The organism is Streptomyces sp. yr375 (assembly GCF_900110755.1).
In the GTDB taxonomy this organism is placed as follows: Bacteria; Actinomycetota; Actinomycetes; order Streptomycetales; family Streptomycetaceae; genus Streptomyces.
Genome location: NZ_FOFF01000005.1, coordinates 246,397 through 262,400 on the forward strand (window position 1 = coordinate 246,397; position 16,004 = coordinate 262,400).

At 71.4% G+C, this 16,004-nt stretch carries 16 protein-coding genes and 1 pseudogene; 11 read left to right on the forward strand and 6 right to left on the reverse strand.

Annotation, left to right across the window (positions count from 1 at the left end; all coding sequences use genetic code 11):
* Positions 1-5: 5 nt before the first annotated feature.
* A complete protein-coding gene (locus tag BMZ82_RS08545) occupies positions 6-527 on the forward strand; it encodes a DUF4240 domain-containing protein (RefSeq protein ID WP_093773390.1) in 522 nt (173 codons plus the stop codon).
* Between the two features lie 16 nt (positions 528-543).
* On the opposite strand, the gene BMZ82_RS08550 is transcribed toward BMZ82_RS08545, so the two are convergent.
* Positions 544-789 (reverse strand): hypothetical protein, encoded by a 246-nt coding sequence (locus tag BMZ82_RS08550; RefSeq protein WP_093773392.1) that lies wholly within the window; start codon positions 787-789, stop codon positions 544-546.
* A gap of 72 nt (positions 790-861) precedes the next feature.
* Positions 862-1,638: a peptidoglycan recognition protein family protein gene (locus BMZ82_RS08555; protein WP_371271175.1), complete on the reverse strand. Its 777-nt coding sequence runs from the start codon at positions 1,636-1,638 to the stop codon at positions 862-864.
* 288 nt (positions 1,639-1,926) lie between these two features.
* Here BMZ82_RS08555 and BMZ82_RS08560 point away from each other — a divergent pair, with 288 nt between their 5' ends.
* A complete protein-coding gene (locus BMZ82_RS08560) occupies positions 1,927-3,111 on the forward strand; it encodes a MarP family serine protease (protein ID WP_093773396.1) in 1,185 nt (394 codons plus the stop codon).
* A gap of 35 nt (positions 3,112-3,146) precedes the next feature.
* On the opposite strand, the gene BMZ82_RS08565 is transcribed toward BMZ82_RS08560, so the two are convergent.
* Positions 3,147-3,644: a GNAT family N-acetyltransferase gene (locus BMZ82_RS08565; protein WP_177244429.1), complete on the reverse strand. Its 498-nt coding sequence runs from the start codon at positions 3,642-3,644 to the stop codon at positions 3,147-3,149.
* A gap of 71 nt (positions 3,645-3,715) precedes the next feature.
* Here BMZ82_RS08565 and BMZ82_RS08570 point away from each other — a divergent pair, with 71 nt between their 5' ends.
* Together BMZ82_RS08570 and BMZ82_RS08575 are read left to right on the forward strand one after the other, a co-directional pair.
* The gene (locus BMZ82_RS08570) at positions 3,716-4,627 is read left to right on the forward strand and encodes a TIGR01777 family oxidoreductase (RefSeq protein ID WP_093773400.1); all 912 of its coding nucleotides are present in this window, start codon (positions 3,716-3,718) and stop codon (positions 4,625-4,627) included.
* A gap of 161 nt (positions 4,628-4,788) precedes the next feature.
* Entirely contained in the window at positions 4,789-6,150 is a 1,362-nt protein-coding gene (locus BMZ82_RS08575; RefSeq protein ID WP_093773402.1) for an NAD(P)/FAD-dependent oxidoreductase, read from the forward strand.
* Between the two features lie 156 nt (positions 6,151-6,306).
* On the opposite strand, the gene BMZ82_RS08580 is transcribed toward BMZ82_RS08575, so the two are convergent.
* Entirely contained in the window at positions 6,307-7,824 is a 1,518-nt protein-coding gene (locus BMZ82_RS08580; RefSeq protein ID WP_093773404.1) for an NsdA family TPR-like regulatory protein, read from the reverse strand.
* A 244-nt stretch (positions 7,825-8,068) separates the two neighbouring features.
* Between BMZ82_RS08580 and lipB the strand changes: the two genes are divergently transcribed.
* The 4 genes from lipB to BMZ82_RS08600 all read left to right on the forward strand — a co-directional run bounded on the left by lipB (position 8,069) and on the right by BMZ82_RS08600 (position 11,218).
* Positions 8,069-8,878 (forward strand): lipoyl(octanoyl) transferase LipB, encoded by an 810-nt coding sequence (gene lipB, locus BMZ82_RS08585; protein ID WP_093773406.1) that lies wholly within the window; start codon positions 8,069-8,071, stop codon positions 8,876-8,878.
* 73 nt (positions 8,879-8,951) lie between these two features.
* The gene (gene lipA, locus BMZ82_RS08590) at positions 8,952-9,917 is read left to right on the forward strand and encodes a lipoyl synthase (RefSeq protein ID WP_093773408.1); all 966 of its coding nucleotides are present in this window, start codon (positions 8,952-8,954) and stop codon (positions 9,915-9,917) included.
* A gap of 289 nt (positions 9,918-10,206) precedes the next feature.
* Entirely contained in the window at positions 10,207-10,407 is a 201-nt protein-coding gene (locus BMZ82_RS08595) for an SCO2195 family GlnR-regulated protein (RefSeq protein ID WP_093773410.1), read from the forward strand.
* Between the two features lie 106 nt (positions 10,408-10,513).
* Positions 10,514-11,218, forward strand: a complete 705-nt coding sequence (locus BMZ82_RS08600) for a DUF4191 domain-containing protein (protein WP_093773412.1) — start codon at positions 10,514-10,516, stop codon at positions 11,216-11,218.
* Between the two features lie 101 nt (positions 11,219-11,319).
* Here BMZ82_RS08600 and BMZ82_RS08605 read toward each other — a convergent pair whose 3' ends face one another.
* Positions 11,320-11,787, reverse strand: a complete 468-nt coding sequence (locus BMZ82_RS08605; RefSeq protein WP_093773414.1) for an RDD family protein — start codon at positions 11,785-11,787, stop codon at positions 11,320-11,322.
* A gap of 197 nt (positions 11,788-11,984) precedes the next feature.
* On the opposite strand from BMZ82_RS08605, the gene glnA reads away from it, so the two are divergent.
* Complete coding sequence (glnA, locus tag BMZ82_RS08610; RefSeq protein ID WP_093773416.1) at positions 11,985-13,394, forward strand: type I glutamate--ammonia ligase; 1,410 nt, start codon at positions 11,985-11,987, stop codon at positions 13,392-13,394.
* Between the two features lie 104 nt (positions 13,395-13,498).
* Here glnA and BMZ82_RS08615 read toward each other — a convergent pair.
* Positions 13,499-14,741 (reverse strand): annotated as a pseudogene (locus BMZ82_RS08615) (tyrosine-type recombinase/integrase).
* Between the two features lie 126 nt (positions 14,742-14,867).
* Between BMZ82_RS08615 and BMZ82_RS08620 the strand changes: the two are divergent.
* Entirely contained in the window at positions 14,868-15,638 is a 771-nt protein-coding gene (locus tag BMZ82_RS08620) for a transposase (protein WP_093773418.1), read from the forward strand.
* A gap of 76 nt (positions 15,639-15,714) precedes the next feature.
* Positions 15,715-16,004: helix-turn-helix domain-containing protein (locus tag BMZ82_RS08625; protein ID WP_143098838.1), on the forward strand; the 290-nt coding region annotated here is incomplete at its 3' end.

Sequence of the window (16,004 nt, forward strand, 5' to 3'; positions counted from 1 at the left end):
GCGTGATGGACGAGACGGAGTTCTGGGAGCTGGTGGACGCCTCCCGCGAGGCCGCCGAGGGTGATCCCGAGGAGCAGGCCGACCTGCTCGTGGAGCGGCTGGTCCGGCTGGACCCGGATTCCGTGCTCGACTTCGCCCGGCACTTCGAGTCCCGCTACAACCGCGCCTACACGTGGGACCTGTGGGGCGCCGCCTGGCTGCTGCTGGACGGGGCGAGCGACGACGCCTTCGACTTCTTCCGGTGCTGGCTGATCGGGCAGGGCCGCGAGGTCTTCGAGGGCGCCCTGCACAACGACCCGGACTCGCTCGCCGACCTGCTGGACGACTTCGACGAGGAGATCGACGGCGACGGCGAGGAACTCGGTTACGCGGCCGACGAGGCCTACGAGCAGCTCACCGGGACCGTCGCCCCGGACCTGGGCATCCCGCCCGCGCCCTCCGAACCCGAGGGCACGCCGGTCGACTTCGAGAACGAGAGCGCTCTCGCCGAGCGGTATCCCCGGCTGTGGCAGCGCTTCAAGGAGTGAGCCTCGGCGGACGTCGTCACACGGCGAACTTGCGGCGGGTGCTGTCCGTCGGGAGGTAGGCCTGCGTCTGGTCGATCCGCACCGCGTGGTGCATCGGCGCCCGGTTGGCCTGCTCCAGCGCGGACGCGGTGGCCGCGGCCGGGCCCAGGACGACCGCGGCGACGGCGCAGAGCACGGTCCAGGGGCTGCGGGCGGCCCTGGACCAGCCCGACGGCTCCCTGCGCTGCGTGGCCTCCGTGGACCCCGTACGGCTGCTGTTCATGATCCCCACCTCCGGTCGGCTTGTGTTGTGCATGACCGTAGGACGTGGGAATGGGAGAACCCTGAAGGCCGTCTAAGGGCTTCCTGTGAGCGCGGGCGCGGCCGTTCTGCCCTGGAGGCGGGCGGCGGTGGCGCGGATCTCCGGGAGGCGGGCGGTGAGGGCCGCGCCGGGGCAGGTGGTCATGAAGCCGTCCCGGTGGCCGGCCAGCGCCGGGAGGGTGGCGGTGGTGCCGGCAGCGTACCGGCTGAGGCTGTTGCTGGAGGTGAGCCGGACGCTCGAGCGCGGGTCGGTGCCGGTCAGGCCGAGTTTCCAGGCGGTCACGGCGGCGATCGCGTCGACCATCGCCTGCGGCACCGGCACCCCGGCGGTGAACGTGCCGAGTGCGGCGATGCCGGCCGTGCGGTGGTTGAAGCCCTGGGTGTGGGCGCCGGTGACGGCCCGGTCGACGCCGCCGGCCCGGCCCTCGTAGACGGTGCCGCAGCGGTCGACGAGGAAGTTGTAGCCGATGTCGTCCCAGCCGCGGGCGGCGGTCTGGCCCGTGTACAGGGAGCGGATGATGCGGGGCGCGTCGGCGCAGTCGTAGCCGTTGGGCGAGTCGGTGTGGTGGACGAAGACGGCGACGACCTTGTCGTCGTAGCGCGGGGGCGGCTGCGCGTGCCGGGCGAGGGCGTCCAGCCAGGCGGTGCGCGGCACGACCGGCGGGCGGGCCGCCTGGTGCGCGGTGGCGGGGCGGGCGGCCTGGTGGCCGGCGCGGGCGGCCAGGGCGTCCGTCGCCGCGTGGTCGACACCGCCCGCGCACAGCCCCAGGGCGGCGACGGCGGCGAGCCCGGGCACGCAGCCCAGGAGCACGAGGAGCGGGCCCGGTATCCGCGCCGGGCGCCGCCCGCGCGGCCGGCGCGGACCGCGGGGGGTCGGCCAGAGAGCTCGGCGGGCGCACATGAACCCACTGTCGACCGGTTCCGGTCCGCCCGCGATGTGTGGTGTGCCACCTGGTGGAACCATCCTCCCGGTGCGCACCGTTTTACGGGGTACACGCGCACGTGGCCGGTTGTGGACGTCGTGTGCGCGTGATCGACGGGTAGCTGATCACTGGGCCCTTTCCGCACGTACTAGGGGGTCTGAGAGAAAGGGGGCCGTGTGGACCTGCTCGACATCCTGCTGGCGCTGGTGATCCTGGCCTACGCCGGTTCCGGCTACCGGCGTGGGCTGGTGGCCGGCTGTGTCTCGCTGGCCGGGTTCGTGGGCGGCGCGGTGATCGGTGTGTGGGTCCTGCCGTGGCTGATGGACCTGGTGACGCCGGGGACCACCGAGGCGACCGTGACCGCCGTGTTCACGGTGCTCGTCCCGGCGGTGGTCGGGCACGAGCTGGCGGGCCGTCTCGCGCTGCGGCTGCGCCGGGAGCTGGACCGGGGGCCGCTGCGGGTGGCCGACGGGGTCGGCGGCGCGGTGGCGAACGCGGTGGCGGTGCTGATCGTGGCGTGGGTGGCGGCGAGCGTGCTGGGCGCGTCCTCGTCGCCGGTGGTCACGTCGTCGATACGGGACTCACGGCTGCTGGGCGCGGTGCAGGACGCCATGCCGGACACCACGCCCACCTGGTTCTCGCGGGCCACGTCGGCGCTGACCGAGGCGGGCTTCCCGCAGGTCTTCAACCCGTTCGAGAACGAGTCGACGGCCGAGGTCGCCAAGCCCACCGGTGACAGCGTCACGGCTCTCGCGACCAGCGCGGCCAAGCTGAGCACGGTGAAGATCGAGGGTTCCTCGGGCAACCAGGGCCGCGAGGGCAGCGGTTTCGTGTACGCGCGTGAGCATGTGATGACCAACGCGCACGTGGTGGCGGGCATCGACGAGCCGACCGTACGGATCGGCGGCGTGGGGCGGTCGTACGACGCGCGCGTGGTGTTCTTCGACCCGGACAAGGACGTGGCGGTGCTGTACGTGCCGGGTCTGCGGGCCCCGGTGCTGCGCTTCGACGACGACGCCAAGCGCGGGGACTCGGCGGTCGTCGCCGGTTATCCGCAGGACGGCGACCTGAACCTCCAGGCGGCGACGGTCGCGAACCGGGTGAAGGCGACCGGCCGGAACATCTACAACGACGAGATCGTCACCCGCGAGATCTACTCGATCCGCTCCACGGTCCGCCCCGGCAACTCCGGCGGCCCGCTGCTGACCACCGACGGCCGGGTCTTCGGCGTCGTCTTCGCCCGCTCCACCTCGGACGACGAGACGGGGTACGTGCTGACGGTGACCGAGGTCGCAGGCGACGCCGAGCGGGCGTCGACGGCGACGAAGCCGGTGGACGTGGGGCACCTGATCACGTCATAGCCACCGTCTCGTGGGCCTCATGGATTTCATGGACCTCATAGGGGGCGTCCCATGAGCACGTCGTCCACGTACGTGCCGTCCAGCAGGAACTCCTCCGGCAGCACGCCCTCCACCGCGAACCCCTCGGCGGCGTAGAGCGCCCGCGCCGGGGCGTTGTGGCCGAGGACGCGCAGGGTGATGCGGCGGGCGCCCTGCCGCCGGGCCTCGTCGACGGCCGCGCGGACCAGCGCCCGCCCGACGCCCCGGCCGCGCGCCTCGTCGAGGACGGCGAGGCCCTGGATCTGCCGGACGTGCGCGTTGCAGGCGAGCGAAGTGGGGAAGGCGAGGCGGACATAGCCGACCACGCGGTCGTCGAGTACGGCGACCAGGTTGTCCCCGGGCGCGTGCCGCTCGTCGAAGAAGGGGGCGTACGGCGGCTGCGGCTCGGGCATCACGGCGTGCAGCGGGGACCAGGTGAGGCGGTCGACGAGGCTCAGCGCCGCCTCGTCGGCGAGCGCCGCGGGGCGTATGCGAAGTGCGGAGGGTTCTGGCATGGCCGCCACCTTAGGACGGGAGGGCGGCCTCCCGACCGGTGTTTTCCGCGGCCACCGGGCAGGATGGCCGCATGGAACGTGCGGAACGTGCGGAACGTAGGCGAATCGCGGTGGCCGGGGCGTCCGGTCTGATCGGCGGCGCCCTGGTGCGGTCCCTGACCGCCGACGGACACGAGGTCGCCCGCCTGGTGCGGCATGCGCCCCGGGGCGCGGACGAGGTGCGCTGGGATCCCGAGCGGGGGCAGGTGGACACGGCGGGGCTCGCCGGGTGCGACGCCGTGGTCAACCTGGCGGGGGCGGGGGTCGGCGACCGGCGCTGGAGCGCGGCGTACAAGAAGCGGATCCACGACAGCCGGGTGCACGGCACGGCGGCGCTGGCGCGGGCGGTCGCCTCGCTCGACGACCGGCCGCGGGTGTTCGTGAACGGCAGCGCCATGGGTCTGTACGGCGAGACGGGCGACCGGATCGTGGACGAGAGCGCGCCCGCGGGCCGCGGTTTCCTGCCGGAGCTGTGCGTGGAGTGGGAGGCCGCCGCGGCCCCGGCCCAGGAGGCGGGGGTCCGTACGGTCTTCACCCGGACGGGGCTGGTCGTGGCGCGCGGCGGCGGGGCCTGGGCCAGGCTGTTCCCGCTGTTCAGGGCCGGTCTCGGGGGGCGGATGGGTGACGGCAGGCAGTACTGGTCGTACGTCGCGCTGCACGACGAGGTGGCGGCGATCCGGCATCTCCTCGACCGCGGCGACCTGTCGGGGCCGTTCAACCTGACCGCGCCCGAGCCGCTGACCAACCGGGAGATCACCGCGGCGATGGGGCGGGTGCTGCGCCGGCCGACGCTCCTCGCGGTGCCCGCGCCGGTGCTGCGGACGGTGCTGGGCGAGATGGCCGGGGATGTGCTGGGCAGCGCGCGGGTGGTGCCGAAGCGGCTGCTGGAGTCGGGGTTCACGTTCGCGTTCCCCGGGATCGAGGATGCCATCCGGGCAGCCTGAACCCCCTCATGACCGTATGCGACCGCCGTGCGACCGTGCTCTGCCCATGCGCGACTGTTCCTGACCGATCACGGCCCTAACCTCGATCCGAACTCGGGCATCCCGACCGGCCGTCGGGGGCATGACGTCTCCACCGGCCGCGCAACCTCGAGGAGGGGCACGTGCTTGAGCCCGCGTACCAGGCAGACGTCGTCGTGGTGGGAGCCGGTATCGCCGGCCTCTCCGCGGCACAGCGACTGACCAGCGCAGGAGTAACGACCGCGGTCCTGGAAGCCGCCCCTTACGTGGGCGGCCGTATGTCGACGGAGAAGATCGACGGGTTCCGGCTCGACCGCGTCGGGCAGTTGCTGTCCACCGCCTATCCCGAACTGGCCCTGACACCGGGGCTGGACGCGCTCGTCCTGCGTCCGTTCGCGCCGGGGGTGCTGCTGCACAGCGACGGGCGCCATCACCGGGCGGGCGCCCAGGTGGGCGCGGGGAGCGCGAGGGGCGCACTGCATGCCGTACGCGCCCTGGCGAGCGCTCCCCTGCCGGGCTCCCCGCCCGTGCGGGCGGGCGCGCCGCTGGGCAGCGGCGTGGACCAGGCGCGGCTGGGCGCCGCGCTCACCCGGATCGCGGCGACCCCGGCGCGGCGGCTGCTGCGCCGCCCGGAGTTGCCGGCCGCGCAGGCCCTCGCGGCGCGCGGGGTGCCGGCCCGCACGGTCGACGGGTTCCTGCGCCCGCTGCTGGCGGCGCTGCTCTGCGACCCGGAGCTGACCACCTCCAGCCGGTGCGCGGACCTCGCGCTGCGGGCCTTCGCGGCCGGGCGGCTGTCGCTGCCGGAGGGCGGCGCGGAGGTGCTGCCGGAGCTGCTCGCGCGGACCCTGCCGCCGGGCACCGTGCACACCGGGGTGCGGGTCACCTCGGTGTCCACGACCTCGGTGACCACCGCCGCGCACGGCGAGTTCCGCTGCCGGGCCGTGCTGGTGGCCACCGACGCGCGCACCGCGGCGGAGCTGCTGCCCGGGCTGCGGGTGCCCGGGTTCCACCCGGTGACGGTCGTCCACCACACGACGGACGAGCCGCCCGGGACGGGGGCCGCGCTGCTCCTCGACGCCGACCGGGGCGGGCCGGTGGCGCACACGGCGGTGGTCAGCGCGGTGGACCCGAGCCGGGCGCCCGCGGGCCGGGCGCTGATCTCGTCCACGGTCCTCGGCACACCGCCGCCGGGCGTCGACGCCGCCGTCCGCACGCACCTGTCCCGCCTCTACGGCGTCCCGACCGCGCGGTGGGAGACGCTGGCCGTGCACCACACCGCCGAGGCGGTCCCGGCGATGCGGGTGCCGCACGACCTGCGGCGGGCGGTACGGCTGCTGGCGGGGCTGTACGTGTGCGGCGACCACCGGGACACCAGCACCGTCCAGGGCGCGCTGCACTCCGCGCACCGGGCCGCGTCGGCGATCGTCTCCGACCTGACCGCCGCGGGTTCGCTGCACGCGGCGGACCCACTGCCGACACCCCGGGAAGCACCGGCGGCAGCGTAAGTGGTCCCACCCCTGGGGTCTCCGCCCCCAGACCCCCGGCCTATGCCCACCCACCACCAAGGGCCAGGCACTTCAGCCCGTCCGGCGTTTGAGGACGAGGCCCCTTCAGGGCCGAAGCGGGGGTCTGGGGACGGCAGCCCCCAGGGGCCGCCGGGGTCACCCCAGGGCCGCCACCTTGTCGCGGTAGGTCCGGACCGGGGCCGCGTCCCGGTAGGGCTCCAGGCGGCGTTCGAAGTCCCGGACGTACTCCAGGGCCCGTACCGACCGCATCTCCGCCGCCTGGCCCGCCGCCTCGGCGGCATGCTGGCAGGCCTGGTCGAGCTCGCCGAGGCCGAGCCTGGCGGAGGCGAGGACGACGCGGCAGAACAGCCGGCTGCGGGCATGCGCGGCGGGCCGCAGTTGCAGCGACCGCTCGGCGTGCTGGGCGGCGGCCCGGAACTGCTGGAGGTCCCGGTGGCAGTGCCCGAACTCGTCGGCCAACTGCGCCTCGTCGAAGAACCGCGCCCAGTACGGCACCTCGTCCCCCGCCTTGGCCGCCTCCAACGCCCGCTCGGCGCGCACGAGCGCGGCGGTCGAGGCCCGCACCTCGCCCAGCACCCCGTGCCCGCGCGCCTCCGCCGCGTGCAGCAGCGCCTGCACGACGGGCGGCGCGCCCGTGCCGACGCCCTGCTGGGCCACCCGCGCGAGCTGCACCGCCTCGCGCCCGTGCCCGAGATAGACGGCCTGGCGGCTCATGGTGACCAGCACGAACGAGCCGTACGCGCGGTCCGCCGCCGCCTGCGAGAGGCGCAGGGCCTGGACGAAGTACCGCTGGGCCAGACCGTGCGCGGCGATGTCGAAGGAGGTCCAGCCGGCGAGCCGGGTCAGGTCGGCGGCGGCGCCGAAGAGCCGGCGGCCGGTCTGCTCACCGTAGGAGCCGCGCAGCATCGGCTCGCACTCGTGCTCCAGGTAGCGCACGAGGGCCTGCCGGGCGTGCCCGCCGCCGTACCGGTCGTCGAGGGTGCGGAACAGCTCGCCTACCGAACGGAGCGCGGAGATGTCGCCGCCGGTGACCCGCTGGGCGGGCGGGCGCTCGCTGCCCTGGCCGCGCTGCCGGGGCACGACCTGGGCGGGCGCCCGCGCCGGCTGCGCGGACGGGGGCTGCTCCTGGAGTGTGCCGGACCCGGCGGGGCGGGTGGCCGGGCGGCCCTGGACGGGGACCCGGGCAGCGGGCGGCTCGCTGCGGGCGACCTTCTCGTCGGCCCGCCCGATCAGCCAGTCCCGGCTGGGCACGACGAGCCCCGCCGGGGTGAAGGCGATCTTGCGGAGCTCGGCGTGGCTGCCGGAGTCCTTGCGCCAGAGCCCGCCGACGATGTCGATGGCCTCGTCGGGCGTGGAGGCGAACTCCAGGCCCGCGTACACGGGGGCGCAGGCGTCCAGACCGAGGTCCTGGGCGGTGAGCCGGCGGCCGAGGCGCCGGGTGAAGACCTCGGCGATGAGGGCGGGGGTGGTGCCCCGGGGCTGCTGCCCGCGCAGCCACCGGGTGACGGACGTCTTGTCGTATCTGAGGTCCAGCCCGTGTTCGAGGCCGAGCTGATCGACGCGACGGGCCAGTCCCGCGTTGGAGAAGCCCGCTTCTGCGATGAGCGCGGCTAGTTGGCGGTTGGGAGTGCGCTGCGCGGGTCGTTCCGTCATCTGCGGTGCGGTCTCCTGCCTCCCGGGCCTGTGACGTGCCCGGATGAATGCCCTGATTGCTGTGATCAGCTCTTTTGGCCTCGTGAACGGCGCGAATGTAGCGGAGAGTAAGCAGCCGATCGCACATCTCGGCGTTCATTCATCCGATCGTGTGAGGATTGGCCGTGGGGCTGACGCGGAACGCGCGGACGTACAGTGGCTTGGGCGCGGCACGCGCCTGACGACTTTCAGGGAGGCGCTGGCCGTGAGCGAGCTGCGGTTCGTCCGGATGGGGTTCGGCGGGGACGCCGTCGAGTACCAGGAGGCGTGGGACGAGCAACGCCGGGTGCACGCGGCCCGGTTCGCCGACGAGATCCCGGACACCGTGCTGCTCCTGGAGCACCCCCCGGTCTACACGGCCGGCCGGCGCACCGCCGCCGACGAGCGCCCCCTGGACGGCACCCCGGTCGTCGACGTGGACCGCGGCGGCAAGATCACCTGGCACGGTCCGGGGCAGTTGGTGGGCTACCCGATCCTGAAGCTGCCGCGTCCGGTGGACGTCGTCGCCCATGTGCGGCGGCTGGAGGACGCCCTGATCGGGGTGTGCGCCGAGTTCGGCGTCGAGACGTCCCGGGTCGAGGGGCGCAGCGGCGTGTGGGTGCTCGGCGATCCGGTGGAGCGGCGCCCGTCGCTCGGCGGCCTGTCGCTGGACCTCGATCCCCGGCTCACCGACGAGGAGTTCGACCCCCGGCTGAACGGCCCGGAGTACGCGCCGTCCAACGCGGGCCAGCGGCGCGAGGACCGGAAGATCGCGGCGATCGGCATCCGGGTCGCCAAGGGCGTCACGATGCACGGCTTCGCGCTGAACGTGAACCCGGACAACAAGTGGTTCGACCGGATCATCCCGTGCGGGATCCGCGACGCGGGCGTCGCCTCCCTGGCCGCCGAGCTGGGCCGGGACGTGACGATCGAGGAGGTCCTGCCGGTGGTGGAACGCCACCTGACGGACGTCCTGGAGAACGCGGAGCCGAAGCCCCGGGAGATCGAGAAGGACTCCGCGGTACCCGCGGCCTGACGCGCCAGCGGGCTTTCAAATCCACGGGCGTACCCTTGGGCACGCCGAAGAATCAATCGTTAGGGAGCCGGTCGTGTCCGCAGTCGCACCCGACGGACGCAAGATGCTGCGCCTGGAGGTCCGTAACGCCCAGACCCCCATCGAGCGCAAGCCCGAGTGGATCAAGACCCGGGCGAAAATGGGTCCCGAGTACACGAAGATGCAGAACCTCGTGAAGAGCGAGGGCCTGCACACCGTCTGCCAGGAAGCCGGCTGCCCCAACATCTACGAGTGCTGGGAGGACCGCGAGGCGACCTTCCTCATCGGCGGCGACCAGTGCACCCGGCGCTGCGACTTCTGCCAGATCGACACCGGCAAGCCCGAGGCGCTGGACCGCGACGAGCCGCGCCGGGTGGGCGAGTCCGTCGTCACGATGGACCTGAACTACGCCACCATCACCGGCGTCGCCCGCGACGACCTCGCGGACGGCGGGGCGTGGCTGTACGCCGAGACGGTCCGGCAGATCCACGAGCAGACCGCCGGCCGCGCGTCGGGCCGTACGAAGGTGGAGCTGCTCGCCCCCGACTTCAACGCGGTCCCGGAGCAGCTCGCCGAGGTCTTCTCGTCGCGCCCCGAGGTCTTCGCGCACAACGTCGAGACGGTCCCGCGGATCTTCAAGCGGATCCGCCCCGGCTTCCGTTACGAGCGTTCCCTGAACGTCATCACGGCCGCCCGCGACGTCGGGCTCGTCACCAAGTCGAACCTGATCCTCGGCATGGGCGAGACCCGCGAGGAGGTCAGCGAGGCCCTGGTGCAACTGCACGAGGCGGGCTGCGAGCTGGTCACCATCACGCAGTACCTGCGGCCGTCCGTGCGCCACCACCCCGTCGAGCGCTGGGTCAAGCCGCACGAGTTCGTGGAGCTGAAGGAGGAGGCCGACCAGATCGGCTTCTCCGGCGTGATGTCGGGTCCGCTGGTACGGTCCTCCTACCGCGCCGGACGCCTGTACCAGATGGCCGTCGAGAAGCGCGGCGCGTTCATCGGCGGCCAGGCCGTCTGACGCGGCGTCAGCTCGCTTGCGCCGTACGGTCGCACGCCGAGTGTGTGAACTCCCGCACAAGCCGCTACCCGTCAGTAGTGACCGATACGACGCGGTCCTGACCGTCCTCGCAGATGAGGACGTCCGTCAGGGCCGCGTCAGCGTTTCGGCCCTGCGCATCAAGGCTTCATTCGTGTTTGACCGGTCGGTCACGCCCTGGTAACACCAATCAGTGACGCTGGTATCACCTCACGTACACCACGCAGCCCCGTATCCGAGTATCCGAAGCCGTCCGAGGGGGACCTCCACCATGCAGGCCGCGCCCGTTCACGCCACCGCGATCCCGACCTTCACCAACGCACTGCGCGCCGTCGAGTCGCTGCTCATGAGCAGCGGCCAGCGCACCGCCCGCCGCAACGCCTGGACCTCCGTGCTGGAGGACCGCCGTCGCGCCAAGGACCGGGTCGAGACGCAGCGCGTCCTCGAAGCGGTCACCTCCGCACGCCCCTGAGCTCCTCCGCACGCCCCTGAGCAGTTCCTCCCTCTCCTGCCCTCCCGCAGTTCCCGGCCCCCTCCTGCCGTCGTAGGCGCCTTCGAGGCCACGTAGACTTCGGGGCATGGCGAGAAGTGACAGCGCGGCGGACGCCGCTAACCCCGGGCGACTGAAGCAGATCGCCCTGACGTACAAGATGACCCGCAAGGCCGACAAGACGATCGGCCTGGTACTCGCGGGCGTCTTCCTCCTCATCTTCGGCGTCTTTCTCGCGATCGGCTTCCTCCTCGGCCACCCGGTCTACCTGGGCATCCTGGGCTTCCTGCTCGCCTTCCTCGGGACGGCGATCGTGTTCGGGCGCCGAGCCGAGCGGGCCGCTTTCGGCCAGATGGAGGGCCAGCCCGGCGCGGCCGCGGCCGTCCTCGACAACATCGGCCGGGGCTGGACGACGACCCCCGCGGTGGCGATGAACCGCAGCCAGGACGTGGTGCACCGGGCCGTCGGCAAGGCCGGCATCGTCCTGGTCGCCGAGGGCAACCCGAACCGGGTGAAGAGCCTGCTGGCCGCCGAGAAGAAGAAGATGAACCGCATCGTCGCGGACGTCCCGGTGCACGACGTGATCGTCGGCACGGGCGAGGGCCAGATCGCGCTGAAGAAGCTGCGGACGACCCTGCTGAAGTACCCGCGCGTCCTTGCGGGCCCGCAGGTGACGGCCACCAACGACCGGCTGCGCGCCATGGGCGACCTCATGACGAACATGCCCCTGCCGAAGGGCCCGATGCCGAAGGGCATGCGCCTGCCGAAGGGCGGCGGCGGCAAGGCCCGCTGAATCGCCTTCCTCACGTCACGAAGGGGGCGCCCGGATCAGTCCGGGCGCCCCCTTCGTCGTACCCGCTTGTCGCACCCGGGGCCAGATGCGCACCTCGACCGCTAGATCCGCACCTCGACCGTGCCCGCCAGGCGGTCGTGGAGGCCGCGGCCGTCGCGGTCCCAGACCAGGGCGGGCAGCGCCAGGCAGAGCAGGGCGGTGCGCAGGACGGCGCGCAGGGGGTTGACCGTGCCGGTCTCCAGGGTGAGCACCCGGACGCCGAAGAGGCGCTTGCCCGGGGTGAAGCCGAGGGTGCCGACGGTGAGGACACCCATCACGAAGAAGATGAGCAGGGCCCAGTTCGAGGCCGTCTGCCCATAGCTGTGCGTGATCAACTGGGATGCAATCAGCGTGCTCATGCCCCAGTCCACGGCGAGTGCGCCGAGCCGTCGCCCCGGGCGGGCGATCGAGCCCGGCCCCTCCTCCGGCAGGCCGAGCTGTTCGCCCCGGTAGCCGAAGTCGACACCGGCGTCCTCGGCGGCCGCGCGGGGGCCCGAGAGCCACGATCCGATTGCTTCCCTCTTGTCCACCCGACCACCGTACTGGGAGCGTTTCGCGATACGGACACGAGGGGTGTACCGGACCGCGTCCGGTTAACTTGTGCGAAACAATTGGGTCACGCCCGAGAAATCAGCCGTCCCTAGGGTCGACGGCAGCGTGTGCCACCGCACTGGCCGCACGAACGAACTACCACCCCGGCTCGACGGCCGGGAGTAGGAGGAGCTGGATGTTCCAGAACGCCGACGAGGCCAAGAAGTTCATCGCGGACGAGGACGTCAAGTTCGTCGACGTCCGCTTCTGCGACCTGCCGGGCGTCATGCAGCACTTCACGCTGCCCGTCGAGGCGTTCGACCCGGACGAGGAGCTCGCGTTCGACGGTTCGTCGATCCGCGGCTTCCAGGCCATCCACGAGTCCGACATGGCGCTGCGCGCCGACCTGTCGACCGCGCGCGTCGACCCGTTCCGCCGTGACAAGACGGTGAACATCAACTTCTTCATCCACGACCCGATCACGGGCGAGCAGTACTCCCGTGACCCGCGCAACGTGGCGAAGAAGGCGGAGGCCTACCTGGCGTCGACCGGTATCGCCGACACCGCGTACTTCGGTCCCGAGGCCGAGTTCTACGTCTTCGACTCGGTGCGCTTCGCGACCAGCGCGAACGAGTCCTTCTACCACATCGACTCCGAGGCCGGCGCCTGGAACACCGGTGCGCTGGAGAACAACCGCGGCTACAAGGTCCGCTACAAGGGCGGCTACTTCCCGACCCCGCCGGTCGACCACTTCGCCGACCTGCGTGCGGAGATCTCCCTGGAGCTGGCCGCGTCCGGCCTCCAGGTCGAGCGCCAGCACCACGAGGTGGGCACCGCCGGCCAGGCCGAGATCAACTACAAGTTCAACACGCTGCTCGCCGCGGCCGACGACCTCCAGCTCTTCAAGTACATCGTGAAGAACGTCGCCTGGCGCAACGGCAAGACCGCGACCTTCATGCCGAAGCCGATCTTCGGCGACAACGGCTCGGGCATGCACGTCCACCAGTCGCTGTGGACCGGCGGCCAGCCGCTCTTCTACGACGAGGCCGGCTACGCGGGCCTGTCGGACATGGCCCGCTACTACATCGGCGGCATCCTCAAGCACGCCCCGTCGCTGCTGGCCTTCACCAACCCGACGGTGAACTCCTACCACCGTCTGGTCCCGGGCTTCGAGGCCCCGGTGAACCTGGTCTACTCGCAGCGCAACCGCTCCGCGGCCATGCGTATCCCGATCACGGGCTCCAACCCGAAGGCCAAGCGCGTCGAGTTCCGCGCGCCCGACTCCTCCGGCAACCCGTACCTCGCCTTCTCGGCGCTGCTGCTCGCGGGCCTCGACGGCATCAAGAACAAGATCGAGCCGGCCGAGCCGATCGACAAGGACCTCTACGAACTGGCCCCCGAGGAGCACGCGGGCGTCCCGCAGGTCCCGACCTCGCTCCCGGCCGTCCTGGACCGCCTCGAGTCCGACCACGAGTTCCTCCTCGCCGGCGACGTCTTCACGTCCGACCTGATCGAGACGTGGATCGACTACAAGCGCGCGAACGAGATCGCCCCGCTCCAGCTCCGCCCGCACCCGCACGAGTTCGAGCTGTACTTCGACGTGTGATATCGCCCCAGGTCAGAGCGGGTTTCCGCTCCCCTGAGCCGTGTGTGGGCCGTCGGCCGTGCTCTTCCCACTCCGGGAAGCGCACGGCCGGCGGCCTTTCGCGTTCAAGGTCCGGGAGACGCTCCCTTGCCGAAAACTGAGTCGATGGCCCGGCGTGCCCGGTCCCTGCTGTTCGGCATCAGGTGTGTGTAACGTCCGCAGCGTGAACCCTGGGTCTGAGTGACCGAGGTACTCGGCCAGGGCCTTGATGTTCTCTCCCGAGTCCAGCAGGACCGACGCGTAGTAGTGCCGCAAGGCGTGCATGCCGTGCTCACGCGACGGTATGAACCGCTCCCCCGGCATCCGTTCCGGGATGACACCGCCAGCGATCAGGGCGGGCTTCCACAGGTACATGTTGAAGTAGTTCCTGTTCATTGACCTACGCTCCCGCGAGTAGAACAGCAATTTCGCTGTGACCGGCGGGCCGTCCGGGGTCTTCCACGGCAGAGTGACGTCGATGGGGGGCTGGCAGGTGATGTGCGCGGCAAGCGCATCCGACACCACGTCGGCCAGCGGCACGTCTCGCAGCTTGCCGCCCTTGGGCGGGGCGAACACCATCTGCGGACCGACCAGCTTGACCTGCCGCACGATGTGCAGCACTCCCCCGTCGAAGTCGACTTCATCGACGGCCAGCCCGAAGATCTCGCCTTGTCGCAAACCGCACCCGGCACCGAGGTCCACCGTTGTTGCGTAGTGCTCCGGGAGTCCGCCGCGAACAGCCACCACTCGATCACGCGTCCACGGCTTGATCTTCCGAGGGTCGAGCTTGGGTGCTCGAACGGAACCCGCACGGCAGGGATTGCGGGAGATGATGCCGTCGTCCACGGCCGCACCGAACACAGCAGAGACGTTGGCGAACACGGTCCGCTGATATGACGCTGCCATTCCGGAGTCCATGAGGGCCCGCGCCCACGTGCGGATATGGGTGGGCTGGAACGCGGTCATGGAGCGCGAGCCGATGTACGGAAAGGCGTGCAGCCGAAACCGCAACTCCATGTTCACGATGGTGGAAGGGTCCGTGGTCTGAGACGCCAGCCACGCCGTGGCGAAGTCTTTGAACGTCACCTTGCCGGCCGACGGGTCGACGTACTGCCCTCGCGTCATGTCCGTCTCGATGGCGCTCAGCCACTTCTCAGCGAGTCGCTTCTTACCGTCGGAGAAGCTCTTGGACTTCTCGGTTCCGTCGGGGCCGATGTACCGGGCTCGATAGCGCAGTCCGCTGCCATGGCGGTCGCTCTTGACGCGGACGGTCTTGCCGTCGGAGTTGGTCTCGGTCTTGAACCAGCGGTCTTGGATGTGGCCTGCCATGAGGCGGCGGTCCTCTCAACACGCAGCAGGGAGAGCCGCCGGGTAGCGGCTCTCCCTGCTGGTTACGGTGGGTGTTGGGTTAAGGGCTGTCCCGTAAGTGCTGGTCACGGGTGAGATGATCTTGTCGTGTCTGGTGTGATCACGGCGTCGGAGCCCTCCTGGATAGCCCCGTTCACCGGGCTGAGCCCGCGTCAGTTCGGCAAGCTGATCACCGCGTTGCGGCGTGAGGGTGCAGACCCGGTCCGCAAGGGCCGGCCGTGGAGCCTGCCACTGGAGGACCGAGTCCTGCTGGTCGCCGCGTACTGGCGGACCAACCTGACCCTGCGCCAACTGGCGCCGCTGTTCGGGGTGTCCAAGTCGGCTGCCGACCGCATCATCGACCACCTCGGCCCGGCGCTTGCCCTCCAGCAGCGCAAGCGGTTCCGCAAGGACACCGTGCTGATCGTGGACGGCACCCTGGTCCCCACCCGCGACCACACCATCGCCGAGCAGTCGAAGAACTACCGCTACTCGACCAACCACCAGGTCGTCATCGACGCCGACACCCGGCTCGTCGTCGCCGTCGGCCGGCCCTTGCCGGGCAACCGCAACGACTGCAAGGCATGGGAACTGTCCGGAGCCAAAGCCGCCGTCGGGAAGACCACGGTCATCGCGGACGGTGGCTACCGGGGCACGGGCCTGGTCATACCGCACCGCCGCGAACGCGGCCAGACGGAACTTGCGGCCTGGAAGAAGGAACACAACGCCTCCCACCGCAAAGTCCGCGCCCGCGTCGAGCACGCCTTCGCCCGGATGAAGACGTGGAAGATCCTCCGCGACTGCCGCCTCAAGGGCGACGGCGTTCACCACGCCATGCTCGGCATCGCCCGCCTGCACAACCTCACCCTCGCCGGGTGACGAAGAAACAGGCAGGTCAACGAACACGTCCTAGTGTCCTGAGTCGTTAGTTCGTTTGCGGTTGTAGGGTGGGGTGATGCCTGGTCCGAAGCCCTTGCCTCTGGAGCTGTCCGGTCACGAACGCCGGGTGCTGCGGGGCTGGTTGCGCAAGCAGACCGCGTCTCAGGCACTCGTACTGCGGGCGAGGATCGTGCTGGCGTGCGCGGACGGCCGGTCGAACGCGCGAGTCGCGGATGACCTGGGCATCTCGCGGGAGACGGTGCGTAAGTGGCGTTCCCGGTTCGCCGCGGACCGGCTGGAGGGCCTGGTGGACCGGCCGCGGTCGGGGGCGCCGCGGAAGATCACGGACGAGCAGGTCGAAGCCTT